We start from the raw sequence: 17,634 nt of genomic DNA on the forward strand, positions 1-17,634 counted from the left end.
AATAATACTTATGACTACAGTTATAAAAGAAACTTTTTTATCAACTTCTAAAGAACGATCGCTCATTCTCTGGTTCGACGAAGTTGGCATTGCTGACATAACCCTAGTTGGGGGTAAGAACGCATCTTTAGGCGAAATGATTCAGCAGCTCATGCCTAAAGGCATCAAAGTTCCGATTGGGTTTGCAACTACTGCTTATGCTTATCGTTATTTCATTCAATCAGCAGGGTTAGAAGCAAAGCTCAGAAAACTCTTTGCTGACTTGGATGTAGAGAATATCAAGAATTTACAAGAACGAGGGAAAAAAGCGCGATCGCTCATATTGGAAACACCATTTCCACCGCAATTACGGGATGCGATCGCCAAAGCTTACCAAAGTCTTTGCGAACTATACAATCCAAATACAGATGTGGCTGTTCGCTCCAGCGCCACCGCAGAAGACTTACCTGATGCCAGTTTTGCCGGGCAACAAGAAACCTATCTTAACGTTACAGGTGTGGAAGGAGTTTTAGCAGCTTGTCATCAATGCTTTGCTTCCCTATTTACCGATCGCGCTATTTCCTATCGCCACATCAAAGGATTTGACCACTTTAGCATCGCTCTCGCTGTTGGGGTGCAAAAAATGGTGCGTTCCGACTTAGCATCCTCTGGAGTCATGTTTTCAATTGAAACGGAAACAGGCTTCAAAGATGCTGCACTCATTACAGCAGCCTATGGCTTGGGTGAAAATGTGGTTCAAGGAACTGTAAATCCTGATGAATATTATGTATTTAAACCAACTTTAAAAGCAGGTTTTCGCCCCATTATTGATAAAAAATTGGGCAGCAAAGAATTAAAAATGGTCTATGATAACAGCTCTAAATCGACTAAAAATGTAGCAGTTACAAGCGAGGAAAAAAGTAAATTTGTTCTTTGTGATGACGACATTTTACAACTAGCACGGTGGGCGTGTTTGATTGAAGATTATTATTCCCAAATCAACGGCACTTACACACCGATGGATATCGAATGGGCAAAAGATGGCATCACTGAAGAATTGTTTGTCGTGCAAGCACGCCCGGAAACGGTGCAATCTCAGAGAAAACAGAATGTCTTGCGGAGTTATCGTCTTTTGGTAGAAGACACGAAGAGGGAAAATATCCCCGCACCGCTTGTTACTGGAAGAGCAGTAGGTTCAGCCATCAGCCAAGGGAAAGTGCGAGTAATTCTGGAAGCCGACAAAATTGAGCAATTTCAGCCAGGAGAAGTACTTGTCACCGAAAGAACAGATCCTGACTGGGAACCAATTATGAAAAAAGCTAGTGCGATTATTACTAATTCTGGTGGGCGCACTTGTCACGCTGCTATTATTGCACGGGAATTAGGTGTACCTGCAATTGTCGGATGTGGTAATGCTACGGAAATCTTGAAAACTGGTCAAGAGGTAACTGTTTCTTGCGCCGAAGGAGAAGAGGGGCGAGTTTATGCGGGATTGTTGCCTTTTGATGTTCAAGAAGTTCCTTTAGAAGATTTACCCCGCACCCGCACGCAAATTTTGATGAATGTGGGTAATCCTCAAGAAGCCTTTAATTTATCTGCCATTCCCAACGATGGGGTAGGTTTGGCGCGCACAGAATTTATTATTGCCAACCAGATCCAAACTCATCCAATGGCATTGATTCATTACGATCAGCTAAAAGATAAATTTGTGAAGGGAAAAATAGCCGAAATCACCGCCCTTTACGATGACAAACCCCAGTATTTTGTTGATAAATTGGCGCAAGGCATCGGTAGAATTGCTGCGGCATTTTATCCAAAGCCAGTAATTGTCAGGATGTCGGATTTTAAGAGTAACGAGTATGCAAATTTACTGGGCGGGAAACAGTTTGAACCTGATGAAGAAAATCCCATGCTGGGTTGGCGAGGAGCAGCACGTTACTATGATGAAGGTTATCGCCAGGCTTTTGCGCTAGAGTGTAAAGCCATCAAGCGAGTCAGGGATGAGATGGGTTTGACAAACGTTATCCCGATGATTCCCTTCTGCCGCACACCCGATGAAGGGCGTCTGGTGCTAGCAGAAATGGCAAAAAATGGTTTAAAGCAAGGCGAAAAGAATTTGCAAGTTTATGTAATGTGTGAGTTACCCAATAATGTCATAATGGCTGAAGAGTTTGCTGAGGTTTTTGATGGTTTTTCCATCGGTTCTAACGACCTCACTCAGCTGACATTGGGATTAGATAGAGATTCGGCGTTGGTAGCGCGGTTATTTGACGAGCGCAGTCAGGGAGTAAAGCGAATGGTGAAAATGGCGATCGCTGCTGCAAAAAAACATCACCGCAAAATCGGTATTTGCGGGCAAGCACCTAGTGATTATCCAGAATTTGCCCGGTTTTTGGTAGAACAGGGAATTGATTCCATCAGCCTCAATCCTGATTCGGTGTTAAAGACTATGCTGGAAGTGGCAAAAGTAGAACAGCAAGCTAAATAGATTCTAAATAAAACGGCACAGGAGAATTTTCGCTATTTTATGACATTCTCCTTGCCATAACTTAATAAAACACTCCAGAAGAGTAATATCAAGTTCATCTAATTAGTTATAATAAACACTCGTGAAAACTCTCTGCGCCTCTGCGTAACGCCAGTTGCTACAACGGGGGGAACCCTCCGAAGTCGCCTCAACGGGGGGAACCCCCGCACGGCGCTTCTCTCCGCAACGCACTGGCTCCTCTGCGTGAGCTTTCATCATAACTGTTTTGCCGGACATTATACAAAACCTCCAATTTACTCCTAATTTAAAATGGCAATCCTTTTTGAAACAGAGCGCTTGATGATTCGCAGATGGATACCCGAACGTGATGCCGAACAAGCGTTTGAAATTTATGGCGATCCAAAAGTTACGTATTTTCTTGGTCGTGGTTTTCCTGAGCCTAACATTGAGTCACAACGTCAGAGCTTGATTAGAGTAACTGAGCGTTACAACCAACTCAACAATGGCACCGGATTTTGGGCAATTGTGGAAAAAGAAACCACAAAAATTGTGGGAAGTATCATTATCAAACAATTACCCGGCACAGATAATGTAACCACAGATGATTATGAGGTGGGTTGGCACTTGCGGCGAGCTGATTGGGGGAAAGGGTATGCAACAGAAGCAGGACGAGGAATGCTTGCCTACGGATTTGATATCCTGAATTTGCCAGTGATTTATGCTGTTGTTAAGCCAGAGAATCATGCCTCAATTGCTGTGACACAGCGACTAGGGATGAAACCAATCGGGAGGACAAATAAGTATTACGGTGGTGTTGAGCTGCTTCTATTCCAACTAGATTCATCCCTTGTGTAACTCCTACGTCTAAAGTGAATATATTGAAATAAATCTAAGACTTTCAGAATGAGCGCAACGATAACAAAGCCTAAACGATTCAATCGTCAACTGTGGCAGAGATTTGTGACGCTTGCCAAACCTTACTGGTTTTCTGAACAAAAGTGGAAAGCCAGAGGACTGTTAGCACTGCTGATTTTATTGGCATTATTAGTTAACGTCATCAATGTCAGTATTAGCTTTATTTTCAGAAACATTGATACTTCATTGGCAACTTTTCCCCAAACAGGAGATACAACAACTTTTTGGCGATTCATCGCTATTTATGCGGGACTTTTAGTGATTGGTACTCCAATTGTTGTCATGTTCGGCTATCTCCAAGACAAGCTGGGATTGTACTGGCGGGATTGGCTGACAAATCGTTTTCTGGATAAATATTTCCAACATCGTGCCTATTACAAAATAAATTTTAATGAGAATATTGACAATCCAGATCAACGAATTTCTGAAGACATTAGGTCATTTACTCGCACCAGCTTGTCTTTCTTACTGCTAATTCTGACATCAATTATTACTCTAATTTCTTTCACTGGAGTCTTATTATCTATCTCTGTTTCCCTATCAATTGCACTGATTGTATATGCACTTGTCGGGACTGTAGTCACAGCTTGGATCGGTCAACGTTTAATTGGTATTAACTTCAATCAACTTAGAAAAGAAGCAGACTTTCGTTATGGTTTAGTTCATGTTCGAGATAATGCTGAATCCATCGCTTTTTACCAAGGTGAATATCAAGAATCTCTTCAACTCAGACAGCGTTTTTTGGCAGCAATCCGCAACTTTGATTTGTTAATTAACTGGCAGCGAAATTTAGGTTTCTTTACCCAAAGTTATAACTACTTTGTGCGTGCCCTGCCCTACGTAGTCATTGCGCCTATCTACTTTGCAGGCGAAACTGATTTTGGAACATTTACCCAAGCTGGAATTGCATTCCTGCAAATTTTCTCAGCTTTGTCGGTGATCGTAAGTCAATTTGAAAATCTAACCGCTTTTGCCGCCGGGATAGAACGTATGGGTGGCTTGGCTGATGCCCTAGAAATAGAATCAAAGCCGCAGCCAGGAATGACAACTATCGACACGACAGAAGATTCCCAGGTTGCCTTACGAAATCTGACGTTGCTGACTCCCAATTATGAACGTACTTTGGTGAGGGAACTGTCACTCAGCTTGCAGCCAGGGGAAGGTTTGGTTATCGTCGGCAACAGTGGTAGCGGTAAAAGTTCCTTATTGAGGGCGATCGCAGGATTGTGGAATGCGGGTACAGGACAAATTATTCGTCCACCTTTAGCACAAATGATGTTCTTACCGCAACGTCCTTATATGGTGTTGGGTTCCTTACGCAGTCAGTTACTTTACCCCAAAACTAGCGGCGAAATTAGTGAAAGCAAGATGCATGAGGTATTAGAGCAAGTTAACTTAACCGACTTGCCAGAACGAGTGGGAGGCTTTGACGTAGAGTTAGACTGGTCAGGTGTATTATCTTTGGGAGAACAACAACGCCTTGCCTTCGCGAGACTGCTGTTGAATATACCCAACTATGCCATCTTAGATGAAGCAACTAGCGCCCTCGATCTTGCCAACGAACAAAAACTGTATCAGCAACTACGGACACAGCCAGCTACCTTGATCAGCGTCGGACACCGTCCTAGCTTGCTACAATACCACGAATATGTATTAGAACTGGATGGAAACTCTAATTGGCAGTTGGTACCTACCGAGGAATATACGGCTAATCTGAGTGCATTTAACTAATGAGATTTTCAAAGTTTTGCTGTTCAAACTAGACAGTAATGTCACAAATTCTACAACTATTAATTGAAGCCTGTCTTTCCTCCTGCCATCTGCCCTCTGCCTTATTTTCAAGTTAGATATCCCGAAAACCGCTTTATGATGGGAAAATGACGAAACAGCCAAGTAAAAAGATTGATTATTGGTTTTGGTTAGGTATTGCAGGTATATTTATTCTCTCACTTGCCCTGCGGTTTTGGGGACTGGAGAGATTTAATACCTTAGTATTTGATGAAGTTTACTACGCCACTTTTGGCAATAACTACCTTACCCACAAACCTTTTTTTGACGGTCATCCACCACTGGGTAAACTGATTATTGCAGTGGGAATATGGCTTGGCAGTCACCTTGGTTTTGGACAAGATATAGTAAATGGGCTAACAGGTTCAGTGCGATCGCCTTGGAGTTATCGTTGGATTAATGCTCTGTTTGGCTCATTTATTCCTCTAATTATCGCTGGCATTGCCTATCAGTTAAGTTCTCGCCGCAGTTTTGCTTTGCTTGCTGGTTTGTTCGCAGCCATCGACGGCATATTTATTGTTGAGTCTCGCTATGCCCTCATCAATATCTACATAGTTGTGTTTGGATTGCTAGGGCAGTGGTTGTTTTTATTAGCACTAGCAAAACAAAGACAGGAACGCAGATTTTATTTAGTACTTGCTAGTATTGCTTTTGGTGCTGCTATTGCTACGAAATGGAACGGTTTGTGGTTTCTTTTGGGTATTTATCTGCTTTGGATATTCGCTTGGGGGTGGAAAATCCTCATCGCCAGACATCAAGTAACTGATGTAAATAATCACTCATCTGCCATACCTGCCACACAATCTGCTGTCAACACTACCAATCGCAGACACAATCTTCATTTATGGGAATCTGACCAGAATATATCACCACTACAAAACTTAACCCAGCTTAATATTTTTCATATTGCTTTTTACTTAGGAATTCTCCCAGTTGTAATCTACAGTTTGATTTGGATTCCTCACCTACTTATAGACACAAGATTTAATTTTATTGAAGTTCACAAACAAATTTTATCGTTTCATGAGGGTTTAGGCGGTAATACTTCTAAAGTTCATCCTTACTGTGCTCCCTGGTATACATGGCCTTTGATGATTAGACCAATGGCATACTTATACCAAACAGCAACAAGTTTAACAGAACCATTGCCCGTTACGGGGCCACCTTTACCTACAGGGACTGGAGAAGTAGTTTATGATGTCCATGCTATGGGCAATCCATTTTTGTGGTGGTTTGGTTTGGCTGCACTGTTATTTTTAGCACTCATGCTCGGATGGTTAGTAGTAAATTATTTAGTCCAGCAAAAGCGTTTTTCTTCTGTAGCAGTGCTTTCAGTTGATACTTGGATTGCTCTGTACTTGGTATTAAATTATGCTGCTAATCTACTGCCTTGGGTAACAGTAGATCGTTGCGTATTTATTTATCACTACATGACAGCGGTGGTATTTGCTTTTTTAGCGATCGCCTGGTTTGTGGATCAGTGTCTTCGCAGTTATTACAAACCACTCCGCGCTGTTGGTGTCACCATAACCTTTATAATTTTGGCTGCTTTTGTTTTCTGGTTGCCTATTTATTTGGCTTTACCTCTGTCTCCTGAAGATTACAGATTGCGGATGTGGTTCAATTCTTGGATTTAATAAATAGCGGATATGGGACAGGGTTGGGGGAACTCTTACAGGGAACAGAAAAAGAAATATTGTCATTCCTTCATTGTGTGATTTATTCACATAAGCGTCTTGCACCCTTCTCAAGAGCCAGATTGCTCTAGTTCTCGTTACCAGGTTCAACCTGGTAACGAGGGTTTGTGGGCTGCCGCCTCCAAACTATAAGGATGAAAAAAGTCGGAGATCTGAACACCTACAACCTGTCAAAATCAATGTGGTAGATTACTACTTGCTAGCTAACTTACGTTGTTCTGGTTTTTGCGCAAAATATTAAGACCAAACTCTACAAACTTGGTAATTTATGCACATAAAATGCATTATTTATTCATCAAAGTACATATTGAGAAGATGTAATAATAAACGACTTTTAACATTAATTAGCTGAATACTCCTCTACGAGTTGTTAGACTGGGAACGCAAGTTAATTGAGAAACACAGCAAAAACAACTAAGGACAGGAAAAGACTAAATAATTCTGACAGAAGTTTTCTATTTTGGGAAATTTGGCAAGAGTATTATCCTGTCGTGTAGCTTTAACTATCTGTGATGAAAAAGGTAGTTACAAAATTTAATTTAGTGAGAGTAGTATACCCGATTGGTAATTGAGGCGATCGCTACTTTAGTTTTTAACGATCCGCAAGGAAAGAGGAGGATCTAAATGGTTAAGGAATTAGAATTGCAAAATATTAATTTGACTAGTTTGAAAGAACCACCAATTCATGTCATCGGTCAAATTCAACCATACGGTGTACTTTTGGTTTTAGAAGAGCCAGAGTTAAAGATTTTGCAATTTAGCAGTAATACATCCAGTGTATTCGGAATTGCTCCTGAAGAACTATTGCAAAAAAAACTGGAAGATTTATTAGATCCGTTCCAAATAGAGAGAATTAAAGCAGGGCTTTTAGAAGAAAGTCTAGATTTTATCAACCCCGTCAAAATTTGGTTGAGAAGAAAAGGCGATGATTACGTAGTATTTGATGGAGTATTTCACCGTAATGCCGACAATATTTTAATTTTGGAGTTAGAGCCTGCTATCTCTCAAGAAAATATCCCCTTTCTCAGTATTTATCATTTAGCGAGAGCTTCCATCAATAGACTAGAAGAAACAGGAAATACCCGCGATTTGTGTCAAATTATTGTGCAAGAAGTGCGAAAAGTCACTGGATTTGACAGGGTAATGCTGTATAAATTTGATGATGATGGGCATGGCTCCGTACTGGCAGAAGAAAAACTAGAAAGTATGGAATCCTATCTGGGCTTGCATTATCCAGAGTCAGATATTCCCAAACCAGCCAGAAAATTATTCAGTTCAAATTGGATCAGAATTATTCCAGATACCCATTCTCAACCTGTAGCAATCTTCCCTGCTGTTAACCCGCTGACTCAGCGCCCCCTCGATTTAACCAACTCTATTCTCCGAAGCCCCTATAGCTGCCATATGGAGTATCTGCATAACATGGGCGTAGGTTCTTCTTTAACCATCTCTTTGATTAAAGAAGGAAAGCTTTGGGGATTAATTGCTTGCCATCACCAGACACCCAAATATGTTTCCTACGAGTTACGCAAAGCTTGCGAATTTTTGGGGCGAGTGATATTTTCTGAACTTTCAGCCAGAGAAGAAACAGAAGATTATGACTACAGGATGCAACTGACATATGTTCAATCAGCATTGGTTGAATATATGTCCCAAGAAGAAAATTTTATTGATGGTTTAGTTAAACATCAACCAAATTTGCTGGATTTAACCAGTGCGCAAGGAGCGGCAATTTGTTTTGGTGGGAATTACACTTTAATCGGACAAACTCCCTCAGAAGAAGAGGTAAATCTGTTAGTTCAATGGCTAAAGAGTACTGTTGATGAAGAAGTTTTCTACACAGATTCTTTGCCACAGCTATATCCAGATGCACACAACTTCAAAAACGTTGCGAGTGGTTTACTTGCTATTCCCATTTCCAAGCGTAATTATGTAATGTGGTTCCGCCCGGAAGTAATTCAAACTGTCAATTGGGGTGGCGATCCGAATAAGGCGTTTGAGGTGAAGCAGTCAAATGGCAGTACGCGCCTATGCCCGCGTAAATCATTTGAGTTGTGGAAAGAAACTGTTCGCTTAACTTCTCTACCGTGGCGTTATGTAGAAATCAAAGCAGCACTAGAACTGCGCAAAGCAATTGTCAACATCGTGCTGCGGCAAGCAGATGAACTGGCACAACTAGCGCACGATTTAGAACTTTCCAACTCGGAATTGAAAAAGTTTGCCTATGTCGCCTCCCACGACTTACAAGAACCATTAAATCAAGTAGCAAACTACGTACAATTGCTGGAGATGCGCTATAACGACTTTCTCGATGAAGACGCTAAAGAATTTATCACCTTTGCCGTCGAGGGAGTAAGTCTGATGCAAACACTAATTGATGACGTGTTGGCATACTCCAAGGTAGATATGCAGGCAGTTGAGTTTGAACTAACAGAGGTAGATACAGCTTTAGAACGTGCCCTTGCCAATTTGCGCAAACGCATTAGCGAAACTGGCGCTGTCATTACCCACGATCCTTTACCAACGGTGATGGCTGATGCTACCCAACTAATGCAACTGTTCCAAAACCTGATTGGTAACGCCATTAAATTCCGCAGCGATAAAGCCCCAGAAATTCATGTAGGTGCTTCTCGCTTAGAAGATGAGTGGCTATTTTCAGTACGCGACAATGGTATCGGTATCGATCCACAATTTAGCGATCGCATTTTCATCATCTTTCAACGCCTGCACACCCGTGATGAATATGCAGGTACCGGAATGGGCTTGGCGATCTGCAAGAAAATTATCGAGTGTCACAGAGGGAGGATCTGGGTAGAATCACAACTAGGGGAGGGTGCAACATTCTACTTTACAATTCCTGTGGGAGGGCGCGATCGTGAGCGTAGAAACGGACGAAAAGCACAAAACAATATTTTTGGTAGAAGATAACAAAGCCGACATCCGCCTGATCCAAGAGGCATTGAAAAATAGCTTGATACCGCACCAAGTCATCACCGTCAGAGATGGGATGGATGCGATGGCTTATTTACGCCAAGAGGGCGAGTTTGCTGATGCACCCCGCCCCGATCTAATTCTGTTGGATTTGAATCTACCCAAAAAAGATGGTAGAGAAGTTCTAGCAGAAATCAAAAACGATCCCAAGCTCAAGCGCATTCCTGTAGTTGTGCTGACAACCTCACATAACGAGGAAGACATTTTTCACAGCTACGATTTGCACGTAAATTGCTACATCACCAAATCCCGCAACCTTAGCCAGCTATTCCAAATCGTTAAGGGAATAGAAGATTTTTGGTTGTCTACTGTGACTTTGCCATCTGACTAAGGACAAAAAAAGAAGTGAATCGGGAAGACGAGGGAAAGGAAGCACTTTCTATCTTGTCTTCCTCTGTTCCCTGTTTATTCGCTCCACACTTTGCATTCAGCACTTGTAAAACAGACTATGGTTGGAAGCTCAGTAAAAATCTTGTTAATTGAAGACAACTTGGCAGAAGCTAGGTTGTTGCAAGAGTTTCTGAAGCAAGCCCAGTCTAAGGAGTTTACTTTAGTTCACGTCAAAAGATTGGGAGAAGCCCTAGATATACTAAGTAATTGTACTGGTACATATAGTCCTTTTGATATTATTTTGTTAGATCTAACGCTACCAGATAGTCAAGGATTGATATCTCTCCCGATTCTGAGCAATCTTGCTCCAAACTTGCCGATTGTAGTGCTAACCAATACCAACGATGATGCACTTGCCATTGAGGCAGTACGGCAAGGCGCACAAGATTATCTCGTCAAGCGGCAGGTGAATGTAGAAGTACTCCTGCGCTCCTTGCGCTATGCCATAGAGCGCAAGCAGGCTTTAGAATCCTTACGAAAAGATAATAAAAGTTTAGAAATTAGAGTACAAGAAAGAACAGCTGAGTTGATCAAAGCAAAAGAACTCAACCAGTTTAAATCAGAATTTGTCTCAATGCTATCTCATGATATCCGCAATCCTCTAAATACAATCCTATTAGCGGCTGGATTGTTGCAGAGCAACGATGACAAATTGCCCAAGGAAAAAAAACTGAATCACTACCAGTTAATTCGTTCTGCTGTCAAAAGTATGTCGCAACTATTGGATGAAGTTTCATTCATTGGCAAAGCGGATACAGGTAAACTTCAGTGTGAACTTGTGCTTTTGGATTTGAAAGCCTTCTGTCGTCAGTTAATTCAAGAAACTGAACTAAGTACAGCCCAGAAGCAAATCACAATTTTTTTCACTGCCAGTGGAGAGTTGGAGGAAGCATTATGGGATGAGCACCTATTGCGACACATTTTAGGCAACTTGCTTACCAATGCTATCAAGTATTCGCCTGCGGATAGCAAAGTTTATTTTGAACTCATGGGTCAGGAAAAAACAGTAATATTCCGGATAAAAGACCAGGGCATTGGCATTCCTCAAAACGAGCAACAGCACTTATTTCAACCCTTCCATCGTGCTTCCAATGTCGGTACGATTTCTGGCACTGGTTTAGGACTAGCAATTGTCAAAAAGTGCGTAGAAGCACACGGTGGTGAAATTTCAGTTGAAAGTGAGGTGGGAATGGGTACAACTTTTACTGTCACGTTGCCAATGATTAAAGATTAAAGTTAATCAGATTCCTTTTGGTTAAAATCAACACCTTCGTAGATGTCAGCGATCGCCATTTCCAAGCCAACTGAGGAAAGAGTGATGGTAGCACTCTCTGTTTCATATTCTCGAAACAGCCATTCTCCTTCCCCAGTTTTAGTATATTTTTCTACTTGAATTTCGTATTGATTAATCAGCACGTACTCTTGAAATTCAGAAATTGACCGATAATAACGAAACTTATCCGTGCGATCATATTGTTGAGTTGATTTTGATAAAACTTCAACAATCAACAGAGGATTTGTGATGGTATCCGTTCGATTATTATACAAAGCTGGGGTTCCCTGAATTACCAGCACATCTGGATATGTATATTGTCGGTAGCGAGGAATCCAAAGCCGCAAATCGCTCATGAAAGCTTCTTGGTTTTTGCCACGTAACTGAAACTTCAAATAAGCATAGACATTCCCAGCAATGCGGTTATGGTTAATTGAACCTCCAGTCATCGGTACAATTTCTCCATCCCGATATTCACTCTTGAACTGTGCAACTTCTTCTATTGCCAAATATTCTTCTGGAGTGTAATAACGCTGCTGAGTCTGCATTTGCCATACCTCCTGACAGTGGATTCATTCTATCTAAATTCCTACTCTTTCAAAAACTGCACGATAAACAGGTTCGCCTTTTTTTTGGGTAGCGATTTCCCTTTCTGTAGGAACTGGTAGCGGATTTTCTGCTAGCCATTCTCCTGTACCCTGTCTTTGAAAAGCAGGATGACAAGCAAAGCGATCGCACATCTCCTTTGCTATAAATTCCACATCCGACTGTAAAAAGACAATTCCCCCAGGCACGAGATAATCTGCCAGTTCGCTAACTAACTCTGGTTGCACAACACGCCGTTTCGCATGGCGATTTTTAAACCACGGATCGGGAAATTGAATAGTGACGCGCTGTAAAGTTCGCGTGGGCAGAGTTGATAAAAGCGATCGCAATGAGTTATTCACATTACAAAACAAATAATGTAAGTTCGTCAATCCCAACTCCTCCCGCAACCGATTGGCTTCCTCTACCAAAGGTTCGCGAATTTCCAAACCGAGAAAATTCCAATTTGGTTCTATCGGTGCCATCTTCAACAAAAACCTTCCCCTCGCGCAGCCAATATCTAGATGTAGCGGTTGGTTTGGCTGGGCATAGACTTTTTCCCAGTCGAGGGAAGTGACGGGGTTTTGATACTTTTGTGCTAATGGATTGACGTGTTGGCGAACTCGGATCGGCATAGGTATTTGCAATACTTTTAGAATTGTATTTCGTAAAAGTCGCCAAGGGTTTTGAACTCTTGGCTAACAGTCTAAATCCTCTCAAGAGGACTAAAAACACAGTATAAAATTTTCAGTCCATTTTTATGGACAGTAGCTCTGAGCTAGGAAATTTATTTTCTGATAATAACGAACACAGATAAACACAGATGCACACCGATAATTTATCTGTGTTTATCTGTGTCCATCGGTGGTCGATTTCTATCTTAATCTAACTATTCACAGCTACTTACTAGTTACAAAAGCTTCCTATTAAAAATCATCAGACAAATCATCTGATGATTGGAAACTATGTGAGCAAAAGACAAAGCATTTATCTACCTTCAGCTAACCAAAATTTTATTAACTTGACACTTACTGAAAGACATAATTTTTTTCACAGACTAATTAATAACTGTTAGTTGCTAACCGCACTTTGTATACAAATATTAAGCGGGATCACGCTTAAGCAGAATTAGGAAGCAGAGGTTATACTCATCTGCAAAGAGTTTTTGAAACGCTACTTTTTAAAATAGTCTTTACTGCAATGATTTCCAAGTTTCGCTTTGCCATAGTCAGTGATTTACATATTGCGTGCCCTCATACAATCTGGGATCATCCTAGTCGCTTTCATTTGGTGGAAGTCAGCATTCCAGCTTTTGAAAGTGTTCTAGAACATTTAACACAACTAAATTTAGATTTTCTTTTGCTACCAGGAGATTTAACCCAGCACGGCGAGCCAGATAATCACGCTTGGTTGCAAGAGCGCCTCGCAAAGCTGCCTTTTCCTGTCTATGTCGTGCCTGGGAACCATGACGTTCCCGTTTTACACGCCGATCGCCAATCAATTGCTTTTGTGGATTTTCCTTATTACTACCGTAAATTTGGCTACAGCGAACCAGAAAAATTCTACTATACTACTCAAGTACTGCCGGGAGTGAGGCTGATTGGTCTGAATTCTAACTCTTTTAATGATCGGGGAGAGCAAATAGGACGCTTAGATCTCGAACAATTGCGGTGGTTAGAAGAGGTGCTAGCTGCGTCTAAGGATGAGTTGGTATTAGTAATGATCCACCACAACGTGGTTGAGCATCTGCCGAATCAATCACGCCACGCGATGGCAAATCGCTATATGTTGGAAAATGCGCCGGAATTATTACAGTTGTTACGGCACTATGGAGTCAAGCTTGTATTTACAGGACATTTACACGTTCAAGATGTAGCCTACTCTCAGGAAGTATATGATATTACTACTGGTTCTTTAGTTAGTTATCCTCATCCGTATCGAGTGTTGGAGTTTCGCCAGGATAACCACGGTAGGCAGTGGTTGCAGATTTTATCTCATCGGGTTGAGTCCGTACCAGATTTTCCAGATTTGCAACAAGCATCACGCAAATGGATGGGCGATCGCAGTACTCCCTTTTTGATGAAATTCCTCACACTACCTCCCCTCAACCTACCTGTAGAACAGGCAAAGGAATTTACTCCCACCCTCCGAGACTTTTGGGCAAATATTGCCAATGGAGATGCGCTATTTGACTACCCGCATTTTCCCCCTAAAATACGCCGCTATTTTGAGAAGTATGGAGCGATCGCAACCTGTGGCGCACCTACCTTGATTGATAACAACAGCACGTTACTGCTTTAGGGATTGGGGAGCCAGCCGCGTGCGGGGGTTCCCCCCGTTGAGCGGACTGGCGTGATTGGGTACTGGGAGAAATTTTCATTTACATTCCCCTTGTCTCCTTGTCCCCTTATCCTCTTCAAGCGCCCCTAGCCCCTAGCCCCTAGCCCCTAGCCCCTAGCCCCTAGTCCCTAGCCCCTAGCCCCTAGCCCCTAGTCCCTAATTTCTCGACAAATTCCAAATACAGAAGTGTAACCGTGTAAGAAAGTACTACTGCCGACAGGGCCGATTTCGCCACTACAGAAAAAACCCCCCAAAGGGATATTATTCAGATAATGCTGGAATAGCTGCGAATCAAAATTTGATTTGCCATAAAGTCCTGCACCTCGCCCCACGCAGGAAAACATTAACGCACCGACAACAGTCTCAACAGAAGATTGTTGGCTTTGATATTGCTGGAGGAGAAATTCCAAGTCAGCAGCAGAGGCTTCCGCATCGCGTAGGTGGAATTGCAAACGTTGTCCGGGGCGAATCCGATCGCCAATTGCGATCGCTCCACCGGCAGGATCGACTCCGAGAATATCGCGAATTAAAAAATCTCCTGGCTGCAAACACTGTTTAAATTCATCCATTGCCAAACCAACAAATAAAGAATGCTGTGCCAGCATCCGATCCTCGTCACTGAGTTCAGCAATCACATCTCGCAATACTACAAGTGGTGCTTGTTCATCCAACTCCAAAATGATATTGCGATCGCCTTTAGTTACCTGATACGGTTTACCAATCGGTCGGCATCCTTGTGCCACAATCGTTTCTAAAACAATATTGCCACTCAAAGCAACACCAACCGTTCCTCCTCGATACAGGCGATCGTTACAAAAAAGCCCAACTCTACCACCCATGACGCCACCACTAGCCTGTCCTCCCACTGTCACCGAGCCAGGATAAGCATAATCTAGTCCCTGCAATAGGTCACTAATTCCAGAGGAAAAAGAAGCAGAAAGCAAAATAAATTGGGGCGTAGGCGCAGGAGGTACACCAATCAAATCAATCCAAGCATTAGGTGCGCCATCCAAATCAGGTAAATCTTCGGCAACAACATGAAAAGCTTTAACGTTTACCCCTGGAAGATGGGCTAAAGTTAGGCTGAGGGCTGGTTCTGCTTCCAATTCTTGGGTTTGTCCCTCCACAGTTGAACCAATCACACCACCACCACTACAGCCAATCAACACAGGCACTGAAAGCTGTTCAGCTAGCAAAGGCAATAAACGCGAATACTCACTTGCAAAAGCAGACGAAATGAATACCAGCCCTAAATCCGCCGATGCTGATAATGAAGAGGTAGCCCGTTGTACGACATCTGCAACAGCTGCTTCTAAAGAAGGACGGGTTGACAGGGCGTTTGCCCACTGCATTTGGTCTGCCATGAGTTTTACGTTCTTTATCTTATGGGGCTAGTAATTTGTTTATTTTTGATTCTGGAAAACATAAAATTGCATACCGCACCATGTGAAGCCAGCCCTTTGTATCTATCCCAGAAAGCTAAGGTTATTATTCCCTAGTACACACATCTCTATTACACACATCTAAAGATATTGTATAATCTCTATTTCTAGTAGATGTTCTGCCAAATCTTAAAACATCACAGTCATCAAGCATTAATACTGTTATTTGCTGTAAATATGATTAAGTAGCAAGTAAAAATACTCAAAGTAGCAACTCAGTAGCTAAAATAGTTAAGAATACAGCAACAATAACTTTCCCTGTACTTTTTCCATACTAGTATTAACTACACATTGCAAGAACACGACTATGGCCAACATCCAAGACAAAATCGAACAAGAACGTGAAGAAGCTCGTGCTGTCTGTGATTCTACGGGTAGCAACTCGGCTGAGTGCGCTGCTGCTTGGGATGCAGTCGAAGAACTACAAGCAGAAGCTTCCCACCAAAAGCAATCAAAGCCAAAAACAGCTTTCGAGAAATATTGCGATGATAACCCTGAGGCTGATGAATGCCGGGTTTACGACGACTAATAAATACACTAAGTAAATTTTCCTTTTGATTCGCAATCAAGTCCTCGGAGCTATTTAATTAATTTTCCCAATCTTGCTCCTTCATAATTTTCTGAAGCTCAAAATGTTACTCTTGTCTGTTTAATTATTTGTAATTTTACGGAAAGAGTCAGTAGCAATTTTAAAGAAACAAAAAAATTGCTCGCTTTTTGAGTTCAGCATGAAGGTATCAAGAATGTAGCCAATAAGGGCGAGTTCCCTAACTCTCCCTGAGGCTACTCTAGGAGATTTACTGATTAAAGTATGTAATTTATTAGTCTTAGAGTTGCTACTAACAGCTTAATAAAGTTTTTAGCTGTTAAGTACAAGTATATTATTTAGTTATTATTTAAAGTTTCTGGAAATATTATGAATAATGAAGTTTGGTTTCGTCCCCTAGTTTGGATGGATTACAGACTAGCGGTATTGTTTACGGTGATTATTCCACTCGTTCTTTTAATATGGGCATTTGTGCAAAAAGCCGAGGGAATGCAACGCCTATTAACTATTTACTGGCGAGTATCGAGTTTATTAGCGATTACGATTTACTTAATGATTGCCCAGTATCCAGTCAGTTTTATTTCAGGGTTTCTGGCTCGGATCTTGATACCTATTTCTCTCTGGTTTTGGGTAGATCTAAATGATGAAATTGAGTATTATCCTAATGGCCCGTTAAAATTAACCTTTACTTCCTGGCGGTGGGCTACAACTTTTTATTGTATTTTGGGTTCACTTGCCTTTATACCTTTTTTAGGTTGTGGATTTTCTGGAAATCTGAGCAATAATCCTAATTGTCGTGTCTGGCTGGAGGCACCATTACTTTTTAAAGAGTTTTTTCATCCCAGAACTAATCCTGGCTTTCTCGGCATTCTTGCCATGATCAGTTTAGTAATTTACGTACTTTACTTAAGCTATTTTGTTTTAGTTAAGCTGGGTAAGCAGGGACGTTCAGCAACACAACAGTGAAAAATTTAGAAACTATTGGGCGAATGGAATTCGCTATTACAAAAACAAAGTCCAGATGGTGCATGGACTTCATAAAAACCCGCGCAGGGGGGTTTTGTCTTTGTACCTGCGATTTCTAATCGCTAGGGCTGAATAAAATTTTATAAATCAAACACCTATATGGAATCTTCTATAGGTAAAAGACTGGAGCAATACACCATCAAACGTCCTCAAGAAGTGTTACTTGTGACGGT

At 41.7% G+C, this 17,634-nt stretch carries 14 protein-coding genes and 1 pseudogene; 11 read left to right on the forward strand and 4 right to left on the reverse strand.

What is annotated here, in order from left to right; all coding sequences use genetic code 11:
- The first annotated feature begins 10 nt into the window (after nucleotides 1-10).
- Complete coding sequence (gene ppsA / locus UYC_RS0111990) at nucleotides 11-2,467, forward strand: phosphoenolpyruvate synthase (protein ID WP_016878705.1); 2,457 nt, start codon at nucleotides 11-13, stop codon at nucleotides 2,465-2,467.
- A gap of 102 nt (nucleotides 2,468-2,569) precedes the next feature.
- Here the strand turns inward: ppsA and UYC_RS37755 are convergent, their stop codons facing one another.
- Complete coding sequence (locus UYC_RS37755; protein WP_157171238.1) at nucleotides 2,570-2,743, reverse strand: hypothetical protein; 174 nt, start codon at nucleotides 2,741-2,743, stop codon at nucleotides 2,570-2,572.
- A 33-nt stretch (nucleotides 2,744-2,776) separates the two neighbouring features.
- Between UYC_RS37755 and UYC_RS0111995 the strand changes: the two genes are divergently transcribed.
- The 6 genes from UYC_RS0111995 to UYC_RS0112020 all read left to right on the forward strand — a co-directional run bounded on the left by UYC_RS0111995 (nucleotide 2,777) and on the right by UYC_RS0112020 (nucleotide 11,482).
- On the forward strand, nucleotides 2,777-3,322 hold the full coding sequence (locus tag UYC_RS0111995; RefSeq protein ID WP_016878704.1) for a GNAT family N-acetyltransferase: 546 nt from the start codon (nucleotides 2,777-2,779) through the stop codon (nucleotides 3,320-3,322).
- A gap of 48 nt (nucleotides 3,323-3,370) precedes the next feature.
- A complete protein-coding gene (locus tag UYC_RS0112000; RefSeq protein WP_071588495.1) occupies nucleotides 3,371-5,113 on the forward strand; it encodes an ABC transporter ATP-binding protein/permease in 1,743 nt (580 codons plus the stop codon).
- Nucleotides 5,114-5,259: 146 nt separating this feature from the next.
- The gene (locus tag UYC_RS0112005) at nucleotides 5,260-6,807 is read left to right on the forward strand and encodes a dolichyl-phosphate-mannose--protein mannosyltransferase (RefSeq protein ID WP_016878702.1); all 1,548 of its coding nucleotides are present in this window, start codon (nucleotides 5,260-5,262) and stop codon (nucleotides 6,805-6,807) included.
- Between the two features lie 684 nt (nucleotides 6,808-7,491).
- Nucleotides 7,492-9,795 (forward strand): sensor histidine kinase, encoded by a 2,304-nt coding sequence (locus tag UYC_RS0112010; protein WP_016878701.1) that lies wholly within the window; start codon nucleotides 7,492-7,494, stop codon nucleotides 9,793-9,795.
- Complete coding sequence (locus UYC_RS0112015; protein ID WP_016878700.1) at nucleotides 9,743-10,189, forward strand: response regulator; 447 nt, start codon at nucleotides 9,743-9,745, stop codon at nucleotides 10,187-10,189. Before UYC_RS0112010 ends, UYC_RS0112015 begins: the two co-directional genes overlap by 53 nt.
- Before the next feature lie 117 nt (nucleotides 10,190-10,306).
- Entirely contained in the window at nucleotides 10,307-11,482 is a 1,176-nt protein-coding gene (locus tag UYC_RS0112020; RefSeq protein WP_016878699.1) for an ATP-binding response regulator, read from the forward strand.
- A 2-nt stretch (nucleotides 11,483-11,484) separates the two neighbouring features.
- Here UYC_RS0112020 and UYC_RS0112025 read toward each other — a convergent pair whose 3' ends face one another.
- Together UYC_RS0112025 and trmB are read right to left on the reverse strand one after the other, a co-directional pair.
- Nucleotides 11,485-12,069, reverse strand: a complete 585-nt coding sequence (locus UYC_RS0112025) for a Uma2 family endonuclease (protein ID WP_016878698.1) — start codon at nucleotides 12,067-12,069, stop codon at nucleotides 11,485-11,487.
- A 33-nt stretch (nucleotides 12,070-12,102) separates the two neighbouring features.
- Nucleotides 12,103-12,741: a tRNA (guanosine(46)-N7)-methyltransferase TrmB gene (gene trmB / locus UYC_RS0112030; protein ID WP_016878697.1), complete on the reverse strand. Its 639-nt coding sequence runs from the start codon at nucleotides 12,739-12,741 to the stop codon at nucleotides 12,103-12,105.
- Nucleotides 12,742-13,306: 565 nt separating this feature from the next.
- Between trmB and UYC_RS0112035 the strand changes: the two genes are divergently transcribed.
- Nucleotides 13,307-14,407: a metallophosphoesterase family protein gene (locus UYC_RS0112035; protein WP_016878696.1), complete on the forward strand. Its 1,101-nt coding sequence runs from the start codon at nucleotides 13,307-13,309 to the stop codon at nucleotides 14,405-14,407.
- 188 nt (nucleotides 14,408-14,595) lie between these two features.
- On the opposite strand, the gene UYC_RS0112040 is transcribed toward UYC_RS0112035, so the two are convergent.
- Nucleotides 14,596-15,810: an FIST signal transduction protein gene (locus UYC_RS0112040; RefSeq protein WP_016878695.1), complete on the reverse strand. Its 1,215-nt coding sequence runs from the start codon at nucleotides 15,808-15,810 to the stop codon at nucleotides 14,596-14,598.
- Nucleotides 15,811-16,195: 385 nt separating this feature from the next.
- Here UYC_RS0112040 and UYC_RS0112045 point away from each other — a divergent pair, with 385 nt between their 5' ends.
- The 3 genes and pseudogenes from UYC_RS0112045 to UYC_RS40515 all read left to right on the forward strand — a co-directional run.
- Entirely contained in the window at nucleotides 16,196-16,417 is a 222-nt protein-coding gene (locus UYC_RS0112045) for a Calvin cycle protein CP12 (protein WP_016878694.1), read from the forward strand.
- Nucleotides 16,418-16,804: 387 nt separating this feature from the next.
- On the forward strand, nucleotides 16,805-17,401 hold the full coding sequence (locus UYC_RS0112050) for a DUF3177 family protein (RefSeq protein WP_016878693.1): 597 nt from the start codon (nucleotides 16,805-16,807) through the stop codon (nucleotides 17,399-17,401).
- 159 nt (nucleotides 17,402-17,560) lie between these two features.
- A pseudogene (locus UYC_RS40515) lies at nucleotides 17,561-17,634 on the forward strand (DUF7734 family protein); the annotation flags it as partial.

The sequence above is a fragment of the Chlorogloeopsis fritschii PCC 6912 genome (assembly GCF_000317285.1).
Lineage (GTDB): Bacteria > Cyanobacteriota > Cyanobacteriia > Cyanobacteriales > Nostocaceae > Chlorogloeopsis > Chlorogloeopsis fritschii.

What these genes read in the sequence shown, in the direction of transcription:
- ppsA (WP_016878705.1), top strand. Translation starts at nt 11, where the DNA reads ATGACTACAGTTATAAAAGAAACTTTTTTATCAACTTCTAAAGAACGA.
- UYC_RS37755 (WP_157171238.1), bottom strand. Translation starts at nt 2,743, where the DNA reads ATGTCCGGCAAAACAGTTATGATGAAAGCTCACGCAGAGGAGCCAGTG.
- UYC_RS0111995 (WP_016878704.1), top strand. Translation starts at nt 2,777, where the DNA reads ATGGCAATCCTTTTTGAAACAGAGCGCTTGATGATTCGCAGATGGATA.
- UYC_RS0112000 (WP_071588495.1), top strand. Translation starts at nt 3,371, where the DNA reads ATGAGCGCAACGATAACAAAGCCTAAACGATTCAATCGTCAACTGTGG.
- UYC_RS0112005 (WP_016878702.1), top strand. Translation starts at nt 5,260, where the DNA reads ATGACGAAACAGCCAAGTAAAAAGATTGATTATTGGTTTTGGTTAGGT.
- UYC_RS0112010 (WP_016878701.1), top strand. Translation starts at nt 7,492, where the DNA reads ATGGTTAAGGAATTAGAATTGCAAAATATTAATTTGACTAGTTTGAAA.
- UYC_RS0112020 (WP_016878699.1), top strand. Translation starts at nt 10,307, where the DNA reads ATGGTTGGAAGCTCAGTAAAAATCTTGTTAATTGAAGACAACTTGGCA.
- UYC_RS0112025 (WP_016878698.1), bottom strand. Translation starts at nt 12,069, where the DNA reads ATGCAGACTCAGCAGCGTTATTACACTCCAGAAGAATATTTGGCAATA.
- trmB (WP_016878697.1), bottom strand. Translation starts at nt 12,741, where the DNA reads ATGCCGATCCGAGTTCGCCAACACGTCAATCCATTAGCACAAAAGTAT.
- UYC_RS0112035 (WP_016878696.1), top strand. Translation starts at nt 13,307, where the DNA reads ATGATTTCCAAGTTTCGCTTTGCCATAGTCAGTGATTTACATATTGCG.
- UYC_RS0112040 (WP_016878695.1), bottom strand. Translation starts at nt 15,810, where the DNA reads ATGGCAGACCAAATGCAGTGGGCAAACGCCCTGTCAACCCGTCCTTCT.
- UYC_RS0112045 (WP_016878694.1), top strand. Translation starts at nt 16,196, where the DNA reads ATGGCCAACATCCAAGACAAAATCGAACAAGAACGTGAAGAAGCTCGT.
- UYC_RS0112050 (WP_016878693.1), top strand. Translation starts at nt 16,805, where the DNA reads ATGAATAATGAAGTTTGGTTTCGTCCCCTAGTTTGGATGGATTACAGA.